This is a genomic window from Massilia sp. 05N420, assembly GCF_056397205.1.
In genome coordinates this window covers 23873-41336 of sequence record NZ_JBFTMX010000002.1, presented here as the reverse complement: position 1 = coordinate 41336, position 17464 = coordinate 23873, and the positions used below count along the sequence as shown (strand labels likewise).

Here is a 17464-nt window from a genome sequence, read left to right as displayed (position 1 = left end):
GTTCATCCGTGAGTACCTGCCAGAATGCTCATCACCGCCATGCGCGTGGCGATGCCGAACGTCACCTGCGGCAGGATCACCGCCTGCGCGCCGTCCGCCACCCTGGAATCGATCTCGACGCCGCGGTTGATGGGGCCCGGGTGCATCACGATCGCGTCCGGCTTGGCCAGCGCCAGGCGTTCCGGGGTCAGGCCGTAGCTCTTGAAGTATTCGCCGGCCGAAGGCAGCAGCGCGCCCGACATGCGTTCATTCTGCAGGCGCAGCATGATGATCACGTCGACGTCCTTCAGGCCCTCTTCGATGTTCGTGAAGACGCGCACGCCCATCTGTTCCAGGCCGCCCGGCAGCAGGGTGTGCGGACCGATGGCGCGCACTTCCGGCACGCCCAGCGTGGTCAGCGCGTGGATGTCCGAACGCGCCACCCGGCTGTGCAGGATGTCGCCGACGATCGCCACCCGCAGGTTGGTGAAGTCCTTTTTATAGTGGCGGATGGTGTACATGTCGAGCAGGCCCTGGGTCGGGTGCGCATGGCGCCCGTCGCCGGCGTTCACCACGTGCACGTGGTTCTGCCTGGTGTCGTTCAGGTGCTTGGCGATCAGGTAGGGCGCGCCCGACTGCGAGTGGCGCACCACGAACATGTCGGCATGCATGGCCGCCAGGTTGTCGATGGTGTCGAGCAGGGACTCGCCCTTGCTGGTCGAGGAAGCCGCGATGTTCAGGTTGATGACGTCGGCCGACAGGCGCTTCGAGGCGATCTCGAAGGTGGTGCGGGTGCGGGTCGAGTTCTCGAAGAACAGGTTGAACACGCTCTTGCCGCGCATGAGAGGCACCTTCTTGACCTCGCGGTCGGAGATGCTCACGAAGCTCGATGCGGTATCGAGGATGTGGTTGATGATGGACTTGGGCAGGCCTTCGATGGTGAGAAGGTGCTGCAGCTCGCCGTTCTTGTTGAGTTGCGGGTTATGCATTGTCGTCTTCGATCGTGAGCGAGAGTTGGCCGGCGGCGTCGCGCGCCAGGGACAGCGACTGGCCGGCTTGGAGCGTGGCGTGGGAGCCGACGAAATCGGCGGCCACCGGCAACTCGCGGCCACCACGGTCGGCCAGCGCCGCCAGCATGATGCGCTGCGGGCGGCCGTAGTCGAACAGCACGTTGATCGCGGCGCGCACCGTGCGGCCGGTGTACAGGACGTCGTCGACCAGCACGATGGCCGCGCCGTCGACATTGAAGTCGATGCGGGTCGGCTTCACGTCCGGGTGCAGGCCCTTCTTCGCATAGTCGTCGCGGTAGAACGAGACGTCGATGAAGCCCAGGCGGTTTTGCAGGCCGAGGTCGGCGGCGAGCCGTTCGGCCAGCCAGGCGCCGCCCGAATGGATGCCGACGATGGCGGCATCGGGCAGACCGGCAAGCCCGGCGCGCAGCTGCTCGAGCAGGGTCCGGTACAGCGCCTCCGCATCGAAGTCCGGAGTTTCAATAGTTGTTGGCATGGTCGTCAAAGTATTGTTGCAAAATGATGGCGGCGGCCTTGGCGTCGATGATCTCGCCGCGCCTGGCGGGGATCACGGCCGACGAGTAGCGTTCGTCGACCAGCTCGACGGGCAGGTTGAAACGGCCGTGCAGCTGGTTGGCGAAGCGGCGCGAACGCTGGGTCATCTCGTGCTCGGCGCCGTCGGGATGGCGCGGCTCGCCGACGACGAGAAGCGCCGGCTTCCATTGCTCGATGAGTTCGCCGATGACCTTGAAACGGGTTGCGTTGTCGATGGCCTTGATGACGGACAAGGGCTGTGCCTGTCCGGTCAGCGTGTTGCCCATCGCGATGCCGATGCGCTTCACGCCGAAGTCGAATCCGAAAACGATCTCTACCATTACAGGGACACGATCCCCTTCCGGATCCCTTTATGCATGGCCGGCTTCCGATGCGAGCATCAGCGGGTCGATGCCCAGCAGCTTGATGGCGGCGACGTAGCGCTCCTCGATCGGCAGGTCGAACAGCACGCGGGCGTCGGCGCCCACGGTGAGCCAGCCGTTGCGGGCGATTTCCTCTTCCAGCTGGCCCGGGCTCCAGCCGGCATAGCCGATCGAGACCAGCATGCGCTGCGGCCCGGTGCCGTTGGCGACGGCTTCCAGTACGTCGATCGAGGTGGTGAAGGCGACATCGTCGGTGACGCTGAGCGAGGACGAATAACGGCCGCCCGGCGAATGCAGCACGAAGCCGCGGTCGTCCTGCACCGGGCCGCCGAACATGATGGGTTCGTCGACCACGTTGGGGCGCAGGGTGTCGGTGACCTTGAGGTCGATGCGGTCGAACAGCACGTCCATGGTCATGTCGGTCGGCTTGTTGATGACGACGCCGAGGACACCCTTGTCGTTGTGTTCGCAGATATAGACGACCGTGCCGCCGAAGATCGGGTCATTCATCGACGGCATGGCGATCAGGAAATGATTAGCCAGGTTCAGCTCGGACTGGACCGAAACCGGTTGCATCAGGCGCTCGGGAGCCTCCTGCGGCATTCCGGGCATGATTAGAGGCTTGCCGACCTTACTTTTCTTCATACTCATACTCTCTGTTGGCTCACTCTCTCCGACCGCTGGTGGTCCACACGCTAAGCTTGGGTTTTTCGCTAGTTTACACCCATTTGCTTACGCGGCCATGAAGGCACGTTCGGACGCCCCTCCAGGTCGAAAGAATGGTAGACAGTAAAATTGCCCTTTACCTTGACTCCGCACACAAAAGATGACTCTAAGAAACTCTCTGGTCTGGTTCCGGCGTGACCTGCGGGTCGAGGACCATGCTGCGCTGCACCATGCACTGAGATCGTCGGATCGTGTGTTCTGTGCCTTCGTGTTCGACACCGACATCCTGGCCGGCCTGCCGCGCGACGACCGCCGCGTGCAGTTCATCCATGCCAGCCTGGGCGAACTCGACGCCCGCCTGCGTGCATGGGGAGCTTACCTGATCGTGCGACAGGGGCGCGCCGCAGACGAGATCGTCCGCCTGGCTGCCGAGCTGGACGTGGAGTCGGTATTCGCCAACCGCGACCACGAACCGCAGGCGCTGGCGCGCGACGGCGAGGTCCAGCAACGCCTGCGCGAAGCCGGCCGCAGCCTGCAGACCTTCAAGGACCAGGTGATCTTCGAGCAGGACGAGGTGCTGACCCAGGCCGGCGGCCCCTTCTCGGTCTTCACGCCGTACAAAAATGCCTGGCTGAAACAGCTGGCCGCCCATCCGGAAGCGGCCGATGCCTGGGAGACCGCGCCCTGGGCCGGCGCACTGGCGCCCGCACCCGCAGGGCATGCCCTGCCCACCCTGGGCGAGCTCGGCTTCACGCCGCATGCCGACCCCGTCGTCCCGACCGGCATCTCCGGCGCGCAAGCGCTGCTGGACGCCTTCCTGCAACGCATCGACGGCTACCATACCGACCGCGACTTTCCCGCCCTCGACAGCACCTCGCGCCTGTCGGTGCACCTGCGCTTCGGCACGCTGCCGGTCCGCGCCCTGGTGCGCCTGCTGCGGGAACGGAGCGGCATTGGTGCCAGTACCTGGCTGTCGGAGCTGATCTGGCGCGAGTTCTACATGGCGATCCTGCAGCGCCATCCGCGCGTGGTGACGCACTCCTTCAAGGCGGCTTTCGACAGCTTGCGCTGGGAAGAAGGTCTTGAAGCCGACGCCGCCTTCGCCGCCTGGTGCGAGGGCCGCACCGGCTATCCGCTGGTGGATGCGGCGATGGCGCAGCTGAACCGCAGCGGCTTCATGCACAACCGCCTGCGCATGGTGACGGCCAGCTTCCTGACCAAGGACCTCGGCATTTCATGGGTACACGGCGAGCGCTATTTCGCGCAGCACCTGAACGACTACGAGCTGGCGTCCAACAACGGCGGCTGGCAGTGGGCGGCATCGACCGGCTGCGATGCCCAGCCCTGGTTCCGCATCTTCAATCCGGTCACGCAGTCGAAGCGCTTCGATCCGGACGGCGCCTTCATCCGCCGCTGGCTGCCCCAGCTGGCCGGACTCGACAGGACGGCGATCCACGCGCCCTGGCTGGCCAGGCCGGCGCTGCTGGAGCGCGCCGGCCTGGTGCTGGGACGGGATTATCCGCATCCCATCGTCGACCACGAACAGGCGCGCGAACGCACGCTGGCGCGCTTCGGCGTGCTGAAGACCTAGGGTGGGCACGCCGTGCCCACGATGAGCAGGCGTCGCGCCAACCCTACGCCAGCAGGCCCTCGATCGCGGCCAGCAGCGCGTCTTCCTGGAAGGGCTTGCCGAAGTAGGCATTCACGCCCAGGCCGAGCGCATAGTTGCGGTGCTTGTCGGCCGTGCGCGAGGTGATCATGATGATCGGGATGCCTTGCGTGGCGTCGTTGTCGCGCACGTTGCGGGTCAGGTCGAAGCCGTCCATGCGCGGCATCTCGATATCGACCAGCATCAGGTCCGGGCGGGTGTCAGGTGCCTGCATCTGTTCGAGCGCCTCGACGCCATCCTTGGCCAGCAGCACGCGGTAGCCTTCGCGCTCCAGCAGGCGCTGGGTCACGCGGCGCACGGTCAGCGAATCGTCGACCACCATGATGGTGGCGCGGTGCGCCGGCAGCGCGGCCGTCTCCGGCTGCGCGTGGGCATGGTCCTGGCCGTGGTCGGGCAGCAGCAGCGGGTTCAGGATCAGCACGATCTCGCCCGAGCCCAGCACGGTGGCGCCGGCGATGCCCGGCATGCGCGCCAGCTGCGGACCGACGTTCTTGATCACCACCTCGCGGTTGCCCAGCACTTCGTCGACCTGCAGCGCCAGGCGGTGGGCGCCGGCGCCCAGCACCAGCACCGGCACGGAACGCTGTGCGGCGGCGCCGCCCGGCTCGTTCAGCAGCTCCGGCAGGTAGCGCAGCGGCACCGCCTCGCCCTGCACGTGGATGGCGCCGGCCGCGCGCGCGGCATGCAGCTCGGCCTCGCGCACCTGCGCTACCATCCCGACCAGGTTGGCCGGCAGCGCATAGGTCCTGGGACCGCTGGCCACCAGCACGACCTGGTTGACGGCCAGGGTCAGCGGCAGGTGGATGGTGAAGGCGGCGCCCTTCCCGGCCTCGCTGTCGACCTCGACCCGGCCGCCCAGGGCGCGCGCTTCGGAGCGCACCACATCCATGCCGACCCCGCGGCCGGCCAGCTCCGTCAGCGTGTCCGCGGTCGAGAAGCCCGGTTCGAAGATCAGGTCCGCCACCTCGAGGTCGGACAGCGCCTCGCCGGCGCCGAGCAGGCCGCTGGATTCGGCCTTGGCGCGGATCCGCGCCAGGTCCAGGCCGGCGCCGTCGTCGGCGAAGCGGATCTGCACCTCGTTGCCCTGCTGGCTGACCTGCACCAGCAGCTCGCCGGTTTCTTCCTTGCCACCGTCGACGCGGCGCGCGCGCGGCTCGATGCCGTGCACGATGGCGTTGCGCAGCAGGTGTTCGAAGGGCGCCGCCATCCTTTCCAGCACGCTGCGGTCGATCTCGACCGCGCCGCCGCGGATATCCAGGTTGACGCGCTTGTCGGTCTCCTTGGCGGTCTGGCGCGCGACCCGGAACAGGCGCTCGGACAGGCTGGCGAAGGGCACCATCCGCACCCGCATCAGGTCGCGCTGCAGCTCGCGCGTCAGGCGCGACTGCGCGCCCAGGTCGTCGACGGCGGCGTCCACCGTGCGGCTCAGGCCTTCATGGAAGGAGGCCACGTCGTTGACGCTCTCGGCCATCATGCGGGTCAGTTCCTGCAGGCGCGTGAAGCGGTCGAATTCGAGCGGATCGAATTCGCGCTCGCCGGCGATCGACAGGCGCGACGCGATCTGCGATTCGGCCTGCATCTCGACCTCGCGCAGCTGGCGGCGCAGGCGTCCCAGGTTGTCCGAAAAATCGGCCAGCGCCGACTTCAGCGAGCCGACCTGGGTCTCCAGCTTGGAACGCGTGATCGACACTTCGCCGGCCTGGTTGACCAGGCGGTCGAGGATGTCGGCGCGCACCCGCACCAGCGGCGCGCGCACGTCGTCCTGGCGGCGGTTCTGGGTCGGCGCGGCGGCCGGCGCCTGCGGGGCTGCCGTTGCTTCGGCGGACTCCACAGGCTCCGCCGCCGGCTGCTGCAGCTGTTCGAACAGCAGCACGGCCTGGTCGTAGTTGGCCAGCAGTTCGTCGAAGGCCGCCGGGCTGGTGGTGCCGGCGTGCAGCATGTTCTCGACCTGGGTTTCCAGTGCATGCGTGTGCTGGCCCAGGCGCATCGCGCCGGCCATGCGGGCGCTGCCCTTCACCGTGTGCAGGGCGCGCAGCAGGCCGTGCGCCACCGCGTTGGCGGCCGGGTCCTGCTGCCACTGGCGCAGGTCCTTGCCGATCTGCGGCAGCAGGTCGGCCGCCTCTTCCRTGAAGACCGGCAGCAGGTCGGGGTCGAGCTCGTCGGTGAAGACGGGCTCGGTAGCCAGCACCGGTTCCGGCGCGGCCTCCTCGGCGTCGGCATCGAGCGCGATGGCTTCCGGTTCGGCGGCCGGGAATTCGTCGTCGAGGACGGCGCTGTCGAATGCCGGTTCGGTTTCGGGCTGCGGCTCGGGCTCGGGCGCAGGCGCCACGGCCTGCTCCAGGCTGGGCGCGGCAAACGGGTCGTCGAAATAGCTGTCGAACAGGTCGTCGACGGCGGCCACGACCGGGTCGACCGGCGGCTGCTCGGCCGCCTGCGGCACGGGCGCCGGCATGTCGGACTGCGGCACCGGCAGCGGACCGGCCGGCAGCGGCGGATCGGCCAGGATGCTGTCGTAGGTGGCGGCGAACAGCGCGTCCAGGCGCTGCGCCAGCTCCTCGTCGGCGCCGTCGAACACGCTGTCGGCCTTCCTGCGTCCGAGCTCGTCGCGCATGAGCTCCAGGCGCGCCAGCAGTTCCGGCTGCGGCGGCGCCAGCTCGCCGAGCGAGAACACCTGGCGCATGATGCGCACGCGCTCCACGGTTTCCTCGATCAGCTGGAACTGCTCTTCGCCCAGCGGCGGCGTCGCCACCTGCAGCGCCTCTTCCAGCGCGAAGGCGATCTCGCGCAGCGCATGGAAGCCGACCGTGGCCGAGGTGCCGCCCAGCGTGTGCGCGGCCTTCAGGGCCTGCGCCGACACCGCGCGCAGCGGCTCTTCGCGCCATTCGGCGAAGTCGCGCGCCAGCGTACCGATCAATTCCTCGGTCTCGCCCAGGTAGATGTTATACAGCGGCAGCGGGATCTCGAGCCCGGCGATGCGCTTGATGTTCTCTTCGGCCAGCGGGAAGGCGAGCACGTTCTGCGGCAGCGCGGCTTCTTCGGCATGGGACGCGCCCGGAGTCGCCTCCACGGCCGGCTCGGCGGCAGGCTGCTCCGGCTGTTCCAGCGCGAAGGTCCCGCCCTCCTGCACCCGCACCGCGGCCTCGGCCAGCGCTTCGCCGCTGCGCGCAGGCTGTGCACCCGCGGCCAGCTCGGCCACCCAGGCGGACAGCTCGGCATGCGCGTGGTCCAGCAGCCCCAAGAGATCCGGCGTGGCGGCGCGCGATTCGGCCAGCCACAGGTTCATGACTTTTTCGATGGCGGCGGCGGCATGCGCGAACTGCTCCAGGCCCACCATGCGGCCGCTGCCCTTCAGCGTGTGGAAGGAACGGCGCAGGCGGGTCAGGGTTTCCTGACTGTCCGGACTGGCGTGCGCGGCCGGCAGCGTCTCGGCCACCACGGCCAGCACTTCCTGGGCTTCGCCGATGAAGATGTCCAGCAGCTCGGCCTCGATGGCCGCATCGGCCTGCACGATGCCGGGGGCCGCCAGCGCGGGCGCGGCGGGAGCCGGCATGCCGGCCGCAGCGGCGGCGGGAGCCGGCGCGCCCTGCTTCGCCACCGCATCGAAGGGCTGTTCGCGGAACAGCTGCTCGCCGGCGTCGAAGCGGAAGCGCTGGCGCGCGCCCTCGGGATTCTGGGCCAGCGCGTCGATGAAGAAGCCGAGCGCGCCCACGTTCTGGGCCAGGTTTTCCAGGACCTGCTTGCGGGCCGCGTCATCGATGCCGCCGGCGGCCAGCTCGCGCACGCGTTCGCGTACGTGGCCAATGGTCTGGGTGGCCTGGTCCTGGTCGAGGATGGACAAGGCGCCGGCCAGCTGGTGCAGCAGCGGGTCGGCCTGCTCCAATGCGTCCAAGCGGGCCGGGTCTTCGTAGTATTCGTCGATCAGCTTCTCGACCTGGCGCAGGCCGGTGCGGATCTCGCCCGCCAGGACGGCCACGGTCTGGCCCTGCTGCAGCTCGCGCGCCAGTTCGCCCTGCCAGACCGGCGCTTCGGGCGGGGTTTCGCCCTGTGCCAGCGCCAGCAGGCGCTGGCCGACGGCTTCGGCATGCTGGTCGAAATCCTCGGGCAGCTGGCGCACCTGGTCGAGTCCGTGCTCGACGAACAGCATCGCCGTCGCCATCTCCATGCTGAACTGGTCGCTGCGCCCGCCGCTCATGGCCTGGCGCGCGGCCTGGCCCAGTTCGCGCAGCAGCTGCGCCAGCGGCGGAGCGCCCAACTTCTCGCTGGCGCCGGCCAGTCTGGACAGGGCGGCGTCGAAGCCGGCTTCCTGCCCGGGCGCGCCCTCGCTGGCGATGCGGTCCCAGCCTTCCTTGGTCTGGGCCAGCGCCTCTTTCGCATCCTTCAGCGCTTCGCGGTCGATGCGGCCGTAGCGGCGTTCCAGGTAATCATGCGGCACCTGGCCTTCCAGGCCGTAGGCATCGCGCAGCCGGCGAGCATCCTCGGTGGGCTCGGCCGCCTGGGCGATGAAGAACAGGGCGTCGCGTAGCATCGCTTCCGGCAGGCTGGTGTGGCCTTGCACCAGGCGCCGCAGCTGCAGGTTGATCTGGCCGAGCAGCTGCTTCAGATAGATGTCGGCAGTCAGCTGCCCGCGGGCGGCCAGGTCGGCGACGCTCTGCATCGCCAGCCAGAAGGCATGGGGACGCGCTTCGCGCTGGGCGCCTGCGATCGGCGCCAGGGCCTCGCGCATTTCGCCTGCGGCATCCAGGCTGCCGCTCTTCAGGAAAGGCAGCAGCGCCTTCTCGAAACGCGCGCGGCAGGCCGCCAGGTCGGGCGCCTCGTCACCACCGCCTGGCAACGGCAGGGCCGCGCCCGGATCCAGCGCCAGCATCTCGCCCGGATGCACGCGCTCGGCGCCCAGCAGTTCCTGCAGCGCGCGGTAATAGGGGAACAGGCGCACCGGCTGCTGACGGATCATGCCGGCGCCGGCCAGCAGCTCTTCCAGGTACTCCACCAGCGCCTGGTAGGCCTGCGCCACCACCGCCGCGTGTTCGTCGTTCACCGCCAGCGACCCGTCCTTGAAGCGGTCGAGCGCCTTCTCGGCGGCGCCGGTGATGCGGTCGACGCCCTCGACGTCCACCATCTGCAGCGCGCCGTGGGCCTGGTGCAGGTGGGTCTTGGCGTGCAGCAGCAGGGTCGGCTGGGCTTCCGCGCTGCGTCCCGCCGCATCCTGCAGCGCCTTGGCCGAACGCTCGAGGGCGTCGCGGATCTCGCCGATCACCCAGGACAGGGGATCGGTATCGAACGGGGCCATGGACGTGGACTGGATCAAAGGCAGGGACGAAGAGTGGGTCATGGATTGTTCTTAAGCGGCGGAGACGCGGAAGCGCGACACCGAGTTTTTCAGCTCCTGCGCGAGCATGGCCAGTTCGCGGATCGACTGCGCGGTCTGCTGCGTGCCGTCCTGCGCCTGACCGGTGATCGCCAGGATGTGCTGCATATTGTGCGCCACCCCGTTCGCGGACGTCGCCTGCATGCCGGTCGCGGTCGAAATCCCCTGGATCAGCTCAGCCAGGCGGTTCGACACGCGCGAGATGTCGGCCAGCGCGGCGCCGGCGGCGTCCGACAGGCGCGCGCCCTCGACCACGCCCTGGGTCGACTTCTCCATCGCCGCCACGGCGTCGTGGGTGTCGGTCTGGATGGTGCGCACCAGCGCGCCGATCTGCTTGGCCGCCTCGCCGGAGCGTTCCGCCAGCCGCTGCACCTCTTCGGCCACGACCGAGAAGCCGCGTCCCGCCTCGCCGGCCGACGCCGCCTGGATCGCCGCGTTCAGCGCCAGCACGTTGGTCTGTTCCGTGATGTCCGAGATCAGCTCGGTGATCTCGCCGATCTCCTGCGAGGATTCGCCCAGGCGCTTGATGCGCTTCGAGGTTTCCTGGATCTGCTCGCGGATCTCGCCCATGCCCTTGATCGCGTTCTGCACCGCGGTCGCGCCCTGCTCCGCCGCGGCCACCGACTGGCGCGCCACCTCGGCCGATTCGTTGGCCGACTGCGACACGCCGGTGATCTCGCCCGCCATCCTCAGCATGGTCGACGAAGTGTCCTGGATCTCGCGGGCCTGCTGGCCGGCCGCGACCAGCAGGTCGCTCGAGATCTTCTGCGCCTGGTTCGACGCCTGCGTCACTTTTCCGGCGGTGTCGATGACGCGCACCACCAGGCCGCGCAATTCCTCGACCGTGTAGTTGACCGAGTCGGCAATCGCGCCGGTGATGTCTTCGGACACGGTGGCGTAGACGGTCAGGTCGCCGTCCGCCACTTCCTGCAGTTCGTTCATCAGGCGCAGGATCGCGGCCTGGTTCTGGTCGTTGGTGGCCTTCGCCTCCTCTTCCTTGGCCTGGGCCAGCAGGCGCATCGCTTCCGCTTCCTGGCGGCGGGCGTCGGCACCGCGGGTGCGGTTGCGCGAGTCCTGCAGCATCACGCGCGAGATGCTGCCGGCCATCGCCAGCGTGAAGATGGAGGCCGCCACCAGCAGCCAGAACCAGGGGCCCTTGACCCCTTCGCCGATACGGAAATCGCCCTGCAGCGCGGTCAGCTGGGCGCGCAGGTCTTCGTTGTCGCGGAAGATGGTCTGTTCGGCGGCCTTGGCGGCGGTCAGGTCGGACAGGTTGTTCAGGAACGAAGCCACCACCTTCTGGCAGATCTCGAATTTGGACTGGACTTCCTCCAGTTTCGCGCGCAGGTCGTCCTCGCGCAGCGGCGCCAGTCCGAGCTGCGCGTTCCCGTGCAGCAGGCCGTCGACGGTGGCGCGGAAGGTGGCGGTGTCGCGGCCCATCTGGAACGCGGTTTCCGGGCTGATGCCGCCCGAGGTCAGGAATTCGCTGGCGCTGCGCGACASGCGCTGGGTCAGCATCATCAGGCGGCCGAGCGCGGCCAGTTCGCGCGGGCTGCCGCCCTTCGCGGTGCGCTGGGTCAGGATCTCTTCGGTCAGCGCCAGCATTTCCGGCGACAGGATGTTGAGCTGCTTGAGGCTCTTGTCGAAGCCGACCAGCTCGGGCTTCATCTTGAGGATGCTGGCGGCGGCGGCATCCGAACCCTTCCACTTGGCGCGCACCTTGTCCAGCTGGTCCAGGGTATCGCCGGACGCGGCCGGAATCTCGTGGCCGTTGTACTCGCCGCCCTTGGCCAGCAGGACCAGCTGGCGGCCCAGGGCCAGCTGGCTGTCCTGCAGCTGGGCGAAGGCGTCCGGGTGGCCCTGCATCGCGTTCGGCGCCGCCTTGCCGACGCGCTGCGAATGCATCAGCGCTTCGCTGGCGATCTGGGTCTGGCTGGACGCCACCGCGCCGCTGCCGGCGTTGCGCCACAGCGAGAAGATGGTGACCAGGATGCCGACCGCGAAGGCCACCAGCAGGATGCGCAGCTGGCGCGGCAGCGACAGGTGGCCGATCAGCGGCAGGCGCAGGTCCTCGTCGTCGCCCCCGGCGGCGGCGGCGGCGCGCTGCTTGCGGCCGGCCAGGTTGCCGAGCCGTTCCGCGGCCTCGTCGGCCGAACCGGAGGACGGCGCAGGATCGGCGATGCCCGCGGCCGGCATCACGCCGGCGCCGAACTGGGTGTCGGGCGAAGCCAGCACGGTGGCGCCGTCGTCCTTGTCCTTGGGGAGAAAATTCACCGAGAGTTTAGATGCGAATCCCATTCCAGCTCCAGTCCTGAACCTGTTGTCGTTATTTGTTTAAAGGCCAACCTGCAGGAAGCGTTCGTCCTGCGCCAGCGCGGCCAGCGCCAGCGGCGTCCAGGCATTGCCGTCGGCGTCGACGAGGCGGCCGTCCTGCGGGCTCATGTCGGCCGCCTGGCGCAGACCGTGCACGCGCGCCGCCAGGAAGCCGCAGGGCAGGCCGAGGCCAGGGGCGAAGGTGACCAGGCGCGTCGCCGGGCCGATGGCGGCGCCTTCCTGGGCGCCGCGCTGTGGTCCGAGAAAGCGCGCCAGGTCGACCACGCCGACCAGGCTGCCGCGGATGTTGGCCAGCCCCAGGTACCAGGGCTGGGTCAGCGGCACCGTGGTAAGCGCCGGCACCGGCACGATCTCGCCGGCTTCGAGCAGGTCGAGCAGGTAGCGCTCGCCGCCGATCTCGACGCCCAGTTCGTGCGTGCGCTGGCCACTGCCGGTGCGCGCGACCTGCACGCGCTCTAGCAACTCTTCCTGGTACTGGCGCAGGCGGGCGCGCCGGGCGGCGGGATCGAGGCCGGCCATGGTCAGGCGCCGAGGGCGGCGATCCTGGCCAGCAGCGCTTGCGCGTCGACCGGCTTGACGAAGTAATCCTTCGCGCCCTGGCGCATGCCCCAGATGCGGTCGGTTTCCTGGTTCTTGCTGCTGCAGATGATGATCGGCACCGAGGCCAGCTCGGGATCGCGCGTGATCGAACGCGTGATCTGGAAGCCGTTCGCGCCCGGCATGACGACGTCCATCAGGATCAGCTCAGGACGGTCGGCGCGGATCTTGGCCAGCGCCTCCTCGCCGTTCTCGGCGGTGGTGACGGTAAAGCCGTTGCGCACCAGGATGTCGGTCAGGTAGTAGCGCTCGGTCGGGGAATCGTCGACGATCAGAATCTTTTGTATGGCCACGATGGGCTCCGGAGTATTCATGCCGCCGCGGCCGTGTGATCACGCACGGCCGCCAGCAGGCTGTCTTTGGAAAACGGTTTGGTGAGGTAGGCGATCGAGCCGACCATCGCGCCGCGCGCGCGGTCGAACAGGCCATCCTTGGAGGACAGCATCACCACCGGGGTCGCATGGAATTTCGCGCTCTTCTTGACCAGGGCGCAGGTCTGGTAGCCGTCCAGGCGCGGCATCAGGATGTCGCAGAACACCAGCGCCGGCTGATGGTCGTTGATCTTGGCCAGCGCATCGAAGCCGTCTTCCGCCAGCACCACCTGATACCCGGCCTGGGTCAGGAAGATCTCGGCGGAGCGGCGGATCGTGTTGCTGTCGTCGATCACCATGATCTTCAGGCCTGTCGCTTGCGTCGTCATATTAGTTTCACTTCAGCATGAACCCGCACGATAGCATAGGGCGCTGGCCTTGTGCGCGAAGTGTTGCTATACGTCAACTAGCTGAAAACCAAGACGATGATTGTTTGACAAGAAGCTTGGCAAGAAGGCATCGCCAAAGGYGGAAATGCCCCGATTTCGCTGGCTAAAACGACAACTCAGATGGCGGTCATTTCGAAATCGTCCTTGCGCGCGCCGCATTCCGGGCAAGTCCAGTTCATCGGCACGTCGGCCCAGCGCGTGCCGGGCGGGATGCCGTCTTCCGGGCTGCCTGTGGCTTCGTCGTAGACCCACCCACAAATCAGGCACATCCAGGTTTGGTAAACCTGCGTTTCATTACTCACGTCGAATCCTTCTTTATAAAATTAGGTAAAGCATCAGGGACCTCCAGAACCGTAGCGAGCGGAAGCTGGAGCATCCGAGAAGCGCAGCCGTACTTGGGTACGGCGAGCATCGCAGGACGGTCCAGCGACGCGCAGTAGGTTATGGAGGTTCCCATCTAGTAAAATGGGAAGCTAGGTATCTTAATCTAACGCTTGTGCAAAACCAACCGTCTACACTCATCCTCACCTTCGGGCCGGCCGATCCGGTCGGCGCGATGGGCATCCAGTCCGACGTGGCCGTCTTCGCCATGCACGGCTGCCATGGCCTGTCGGTGGTGACCGGGCTGCTGGTGGCCGACTCCGCGCGCGTCGACGACATCCATCCGGTCGAATCCAGCAGCGTGGTCGAACAGGCCCGCATGCTGCTCGAGGACATGCCGATCGCGGCGATCAAGGTCGGCACCATGGCCAGCCTGGAGCAGATCGCGGCGATCGCGGAAATCGTCTCCGACTATGCCCAGGTGCCGCTGATCCTCGATCCCTTCACTTCCGGCCTGCCGGACTGCGGCGTGCGCGACGACGACATCATGACCCTGATCCACCAGCTGCTGGTGCCGCAGGCGCACGTGCTGGTGATGTCCCAGCCCGAGCTGGCGCGCTTCGCCGACTGCTGGCGCGACCCGGGTTCGATCGCCACCGTGGCCGAGGACGCGGCCGAGCTGACCGGCTTCGGCTGCGGCCACGTGCTGGTCACCGGCATCGGCGGCGGCGACGGCGTCCGCGCCGACAACCTGTACGACCCCGACGGCCTGGCCGTCAGCCTGTCCTGGAACCAGCACCTGCCCGGTCCCTTCGTCGGCGCCGGCAACACGCTGTCGGCCGCGCTGGCGGCGCGCATGGCGCAGGGCATGGACGCGATCGAGGCCCTGACCTACGCCCAGGACTACACTTTCGGCACCCTGCAGCATGCCTGCCGCTTCGGCATGGGCAGGCTCATTCCCAACAAGCTGTACAAGAAGAACAACCATGACTGAACATACCGAACACACCTCCAGGAACGACACCCTGTTCGCCCGCGCCCAGCAGACCACGCCGGGCGGCGTGAACTCCCCGGTCCGTGCCTTCCGCTCGGTCGGCGGCACCCCGCGCTTCATCACCCGCGCCGAAGGCCCGTATTTCTGGGACGCGGACGGCAAGCGCTACATCGACTACATCGGCTCCTGGGGCCCGGCGATCGTCGGCCACGCCCATCCGCAAGTGGTCAAGGCGGTGCAGGACGCTTGCGCCCGCGGCCTGTCCTTCGGCGCCCCGACCGAAGGCGAGATCGAGATCGCCGAAGAGATCTGCCGCCTGGTGCCTTCGATCGAGCAGGTGCGCCTGGTCTCCTCCGGCACCGAAGCGACCATGAGCGCGCTGCGCCTGGCGCGCGGCGCCACCGGCCGCGACAAGATCGTCAAGTTCGAAGGCTGCTACCACGGCCACGCCGATTCCCTGCTGGTGAAGGCCGGTTCCGGCCTGCTCACCTTCGGCAACCCAACCTCGGCCGGCGTGCCGGAAGACTTCGTCAAGCACACCCTGGTCCTCGACTACAACAACATCCCGCAGCTGGAAGACGCCTTCGAATCGATGGGCGACACCATCGCCTGCGTGATCGTGGAAGCCGTGGCCGGCAACATGAACCTGATCCGCGCGACGCCGGAATTCCTGCGCCGCATGCGCGAGCTGTGCACCGAGTACGGCGCGATCCTGATCTTCGACGAAGTGATGTCGGGCTTCCGCGTCGGCCTCGGCGGCGCCCAGGCCCTGTACGGCATCACCCCGGACCTGACCGCGCTGGGCAAGGTGATCGGCGGCGGCCTGCCGGTGGCGGCCTTCGGCGGGCGCGCCGAGCTGATGCACAATATGGCGCCGATCGGCCCGGTCTACCAGGCCGGCACCCTGTCCGGCAACCCGGTCGCGGTGGCGGCCGGCATGACCACCCTGAAGCTGGTGCAGGAACCGGGCTTCTACGAGAAGCTGTCCGCGCAGACCACCCGCCTGGTCGACGGCCTGAGCAAGGCGGCGAAGGAAGCCGGCGTGGCCTTCTGCGCCGATGCCGTCGGCGGCATGTTCGGCATGTACTTCTCGCACCACGTCCCGTCGAGCTACGGCCAGATGATGGCCGGCGACAAGGAGCGCTTCAACCGCTTCTTCCACGGCATGCTGGACGAAGGCGTGTACTTCGCGCCCGCGATGTTCGAAGCCGGCTTCGTCTCCGCGGCCCACGACGACGCCGTGATCGACGAGACCATCGAAGCGGCGCGCCGCGTGTTCGCGCGCATCGCCTAGTCGATCGCTTAGTTGATCACTTAAGCCTGACTTATTTTCACGGCGGACGCCCCTTGCGGGTTTCCCGCCGTGCTACACTCCGCGCCGACCCATCCTCGTCGGCCGCCATGAAGTCCAAGCCCAAGCTCTTCCGCCGTCTCACCGACAACGCCACCCTCAAATCCCTCGGCCCCGGCCTCATCACCGGCGCAGCGGACGACGATCCATCCGGCATCGCCACCTATTCCCAGGCCGGCGCGCAATTCGGCTTCAATACCCTGTGGACCCTGGTGCTGACCTATCCCTTCATGGTCGGCATCCAGCTGGTGTCGGCGCGCATCGGCCGCGTCACCGGACGCGGGCTGGCCGCCAACATCCGCCGCGCCTATCCGCCCTGGCTGCTGTACGTGGTGGTGCTGCTCCTGCTGGTGGCGAACGTGATCAACATCGCCGCCGACATCGCCGCCATGGGCGAAGCCCTGCGCCTGGTGACGGGCGTCGGCTCGCAGCACATGTATTCGCTGGGCTTCGGCATCCTGTGCCTGCTTTTACAGGTCTTCCTGCCCTACAGCACCTATGTGCGCTACCTGAAATGGCTGACGCTCGGCCTGCTGGCTTACGTTGCCACCGCCTTCGCCGTGCACATGCCCTGGACCGAGGTGCTGGCGCGCACCGTGTGGCCGCACTTCAGCTTCACCAAGGACTCGGTGGCCCTGGTCGTCGCCGTGTTCGGCACCACGATCAGCCCCTACCTGTTCTTCTGGCAGGCCTCGCAGGAAGTCGAGGAGATCCGCAACGATCGCAACACCCGTGCCCTGCGCACCCGGCCGAAGGATGCCAAGGCCCAGCTCAGGCGCATCCGGGCCGATACCCTGATCGGCATGGGCTTCTCGAACCTGGTCGCCTTCTTCATCATCCTGACCACGGCGGTGACCCTGGGCGCGCACGGCATCACCGATATTCAATCGTCCTCCCAGGCCGCCGAAGCCCTGCGCCCGGTGGCGGGAGAATTCGCCTTCCTGCTGTTCGCGCTGGGGATCATCGGCACCGGCATGCTGGCGGTGCCGGTACTGGCCGGCTCGGCCGCCTATGCCGTCACCGAGAGCTTCCGCTGGCGGAATGGCCTGGACCTGAAGGTGGTCGAGGCGCGCGAGTTCTACGGCATCATCGCGCTGGCGACGCTGGGCGGCGTGCTGCTCGACTTCGCCCCGATCGATCCGATCGCGGCCCTGGTGCTGTCGGCTCAGATCAACGGCGTGATCGCGGTGCCGATCATGACCGTCATGATGATGCTGGCGCATAACCGCAAGATCATGGGCAGCTATACGCTGAGCACCCGCCACACCGTGATCGGCTGGTTCGGCGTGGCCATCATGCTGGTGGCGGTGGTGGCGATGTTCGCTACGATGTGAGCTAGCTGCCTTCCTCCATCAGCTGGACCTCGGCCCAGCGGCCGGCATGGACGTCGTCGATGCGGCCGTCCAGGGTCTCGAAGCGGATGGCGTTGGGGCCGGCGTGATGCGTAAGCGTCTGTTCGATCTCGATGTAGGCGCAGTCCGGGCTGACGCCACGATGACGC

14 protein-coding genes are annotated in these 17464 nt (G+C 67.8%); 4 read left to right on the top strand and 10 right to left on the bottom strand.

Annotated elements, in window-relative coordinates; translation table 11 throughout:
* Nucleotides 1-2: 2 nt before the first annotated feature.
* Genes AC1DIX_RS01230 through AC1DIX_RS01215 form a run of 4 tightly spaced genes read right to left on the bottom strand, consistent with a single transcriptional unit; the run spans nt 3 to nt 2551 of the window.
* Nucleotides 3-968, bottom strand: a complete 966-nt coding sequence (locus AC1DIX_RS01230) for an aspartate carbamoyltransferase catalytic subunit (protein ID WP_441934688.1) — start codon at nt 966-968, stop codon at nt 3-5.
* Nucleotides 961-1485 carry a bifunctional pyr operon transcriptional regulator/uracil phosphoribosyltransferase PyrR gene (gene pyrR, locus AC1DIX_RS01225; protein WP_477321388.1) on the bottom strand — a complete coding sequence of 175 codons (525 nt, stop codon included), beginning with the start codon at nt 1483-1485 and terminating at the stop codon, nt 961-963. The genes AC1DIX_RS01230 and pyrR overlap by 8 nt, the downstream gene beginning before the upstream one ends.
* Nucleotides 1469-1864 carry a Holliday junction resolvase RuvX gene (gene ruvX, locus AC1DIX_RS01220; RefSeq protein WP_477321386.1) on the bottom strand — a complete coding sequence of 132 codons (396 nt, stop codon included), beginning with the start codon at nt 1862-1864 and terminating at the stop codon, nt 1469-1471. The genes pyrR and ruvX overlap by 17 nt, the downstream gene beginning before the upstream one ends.
* Before the next feature lie 30 nt (nt 1865-1894).
* Entirely contained in the window at nt 1895-2551 is a 657-nt protein-coding gene (locus tag AC1DIX_RS01215; RefSeq protein ID WP_477321384.1) for a YqgE/AlgH family protein, read from the bottom strand.
* A gap of 181 nt (nt 2552-2732) precedes the next feature.
* Between AC1DIX_RS01215 and AC1DIX_RS01210 the strand changes: the two genes are divergently transcribed.
* Complete coding sequence (locus tag AC1DIX_RS01210; RefSeq protein ID WP_477321382.1) at nt 2733-4163, top strand: cryptochrome/photolyase family protein; 1431 nt, start codon at nt 2733-2735, stop codon at nt 4161-4163.
* A 43-nt stretch (nt 4164-4206) separates the two neighbouring features.
* On the opposite strand, the gene AC1DIX_RS01205 is transcribed toward AC1DIX_RS01210, so the two are convergent.
* The 6 genes from AC1DIX_RS01205 to AC1DIX_RS01180 form a co-directional block, all read right to left on the bottom strand.
* Nucleotides 4207-9570, bottom strand: coding sequence for an Hpt domain-containing protein (locus AC1DIX_RS01205; RefSeq protein WP_477321380.1), 5364 nt, complete (start codon nt 9568-9570; stop codon nt 4207-4209).
* Between the two features lie 9 nt (nt 9571-9579).
* On the bottom strand, nt 9580-11904 hold the full coding sequence (locus AC1DIX_RS01200; RefSeq protein WP_477321378.1) for a methyl-accepting chemotaxis protein: 2325 nt from the start codon (nt 11902-11904) through the stop codon (nt 9580-9582).
* Nucleotides 11905-11940: 36 nt separating this feature from the next.
* Complete coding sequence (locus AC1DIX_RS01195) at nt 11941-12459, bottom strand: chemotaxis protein CheW (protein ID WP_477321376.1); 519 nt, start codon at nt 12457-12459, stop codon at nt 11941-11943.
* A gap of 2 nt (nt 12460-12461) precedes the next feature.
* Complete coding sequence (locus AC1DIX_RS01190; protein WP_441934681.1) at nt 12462-12830, bottom strand: response regulator; 369 nt, start codon at nt 12828-12830, stop codon at nt 12462-12464.
* Between the two features lie 17 nt (nt 12831-12847).
* A complete protein-coding gene (locus AC1DIX_RS01185; RefSeq protein ID WP_477321374.1) occupies nt 12848-13237 on the bottom strand; it encodes a response regulator in 390 nt (129 codons plus the stop codon).
* Between the two features lie 176 nt (nt 13238-13413).
* Nucleotides 13414-13566: a rubredoxin gene (locus AC1DIX_RS01180; protein ID WP_441934837.1), complete on the bottom strand. Its 153-nt coding sequence runs from the start codon at nt 13564-13566 to the stop codon at nt 13414-13416.
* Nucleotides 13567-13793: 227 nt separating this feature from the next.
* On the opposite strand from AC1DIX_RS01180, the gene thiD reads away from it, so the two are divergent.
* The 3 genes from thiD to AC1DIX_RS01165 all read left to right on the top strand — a co-directional run bounded on the left by thiD (nt 13794) and on the right by AC1DIX_RS01165 (nt 17297).
* Complete coding sequence (thiD, locus tag AC1DIX_RS01175) at nt 13794-14612, top strand: bifunctional hydroxymethylpyrimidine kinase/phosphomethylpyrimidine kinase (RefSeq protein WP_441934679.1); 819 nt, start codon at nt 13794-13796, stop codon at nt 14610-14612.
* Nucleotides 14605-15906: a glutamate-1-semialdehyde 2,1-aminomutase gene (gene hemL, locus AC1DIX_RS01170; protein ID WP_441934678.1), complete on the top strand. Its 1302-nt coding sequence runs from the start codon at nt 14605-14607 to the stop codon at nt 15904-15906. The genes thiD and hemL overlap by 8 nt, the downstream gene beginning before the upstream one ends.
* Before the next feature lie 107 nt (nt 15907-16013).
* Complete coding sequence (locus AC1DIX_RS01165; RefSeq protein ID WP_441934677.1) at nt 16014-17297, top strand: NRAMP family divalent metal transporter; 1284 nt, start codon at nt 16014-16016, stop codon at nt 17295-17297.
* The last annotated feature ends 167 nt before the right edge of the window (nt 17298-17464 follow it).

What these genes read in the sequence shown, in the direction of transcription:
- ruvX (WP_477321386.1), bottom strand. Translation starts at nt 1,864, where the DNA reads ATGGTAGAGATCGTTTTCGGATTCGACTTCGGCGTGAAGCGCATCGGC.
- AC1DIX_RS01215 (WP_477321384.1), bottom strand. Translation starts at nt 2,551, where the DNA reads ATGAAGAAAAGTAAGGTCGGCAAGCCTCTAATCATGCCCGGAATGCCG.
- pyrR (WP_477321388.1), bottom strand. Translation starts at nt 1,485, where the DNA reads ATGCCAACAACTATTGAAACTCCGGACTTCGATGCGGAGGCGCTGTAC.
- AC1DIX_RS01210 (WP_477321382.1), top strand. Translation starts at nt 2,733, where the DNA reads ATGACTCTAAGAAACTCTCTGGTCTGGTTCCGGCGTGACCTGCGGGTC.
- hemL (WP_441934678.1), top strand. Translation starts at nt 14,605, where the DNA reads ATGACTGAACATACCGAACACACCTCCAGGAACGACACCCTGTTCGCC.
- AC1DIX_RS01195 (WP_477321376.1), bottom strand. Translation starts at nt 12,459, where the DNA reads ATGGCCGGCCTCGATCCCGCCGCCCGGCGCGCCCGCCTGCGCCAGTAC.
- AC1DIX_RS01165 (WP_441934677.1), top strand. Translation starts at nt 16,014, where the DNA reads ATGAAGTCCAAGCCCAAGCTCTTCCGCCGTCTCACCGACAACGCCACC.
- AC1DIX_RS01230 (WP_441934688.1), bottom strand. Translation starts at nt 968, where the DNA reads ATGCATAACCCGCAACTCAACAAGAACGGCGAGCTGCAGCACCTTCTC.
- AC1DIX_RS01180 (WP_441934837.1), bottom strand. Translation starts at nt 13,566, where the DNA reads ATGTGCCTGATTTGTGGGTGGGTCTACGACGAAGCCACAGGCAGCCCG.
- AC1DIX_RS01185 (WP_477321374.1), bottom strand. Translation starts at nt 13,237, where the DNA reads ATGACGACGCAAGCGACAGGCCTGAAGATCATGGTGATCGACGACAGC.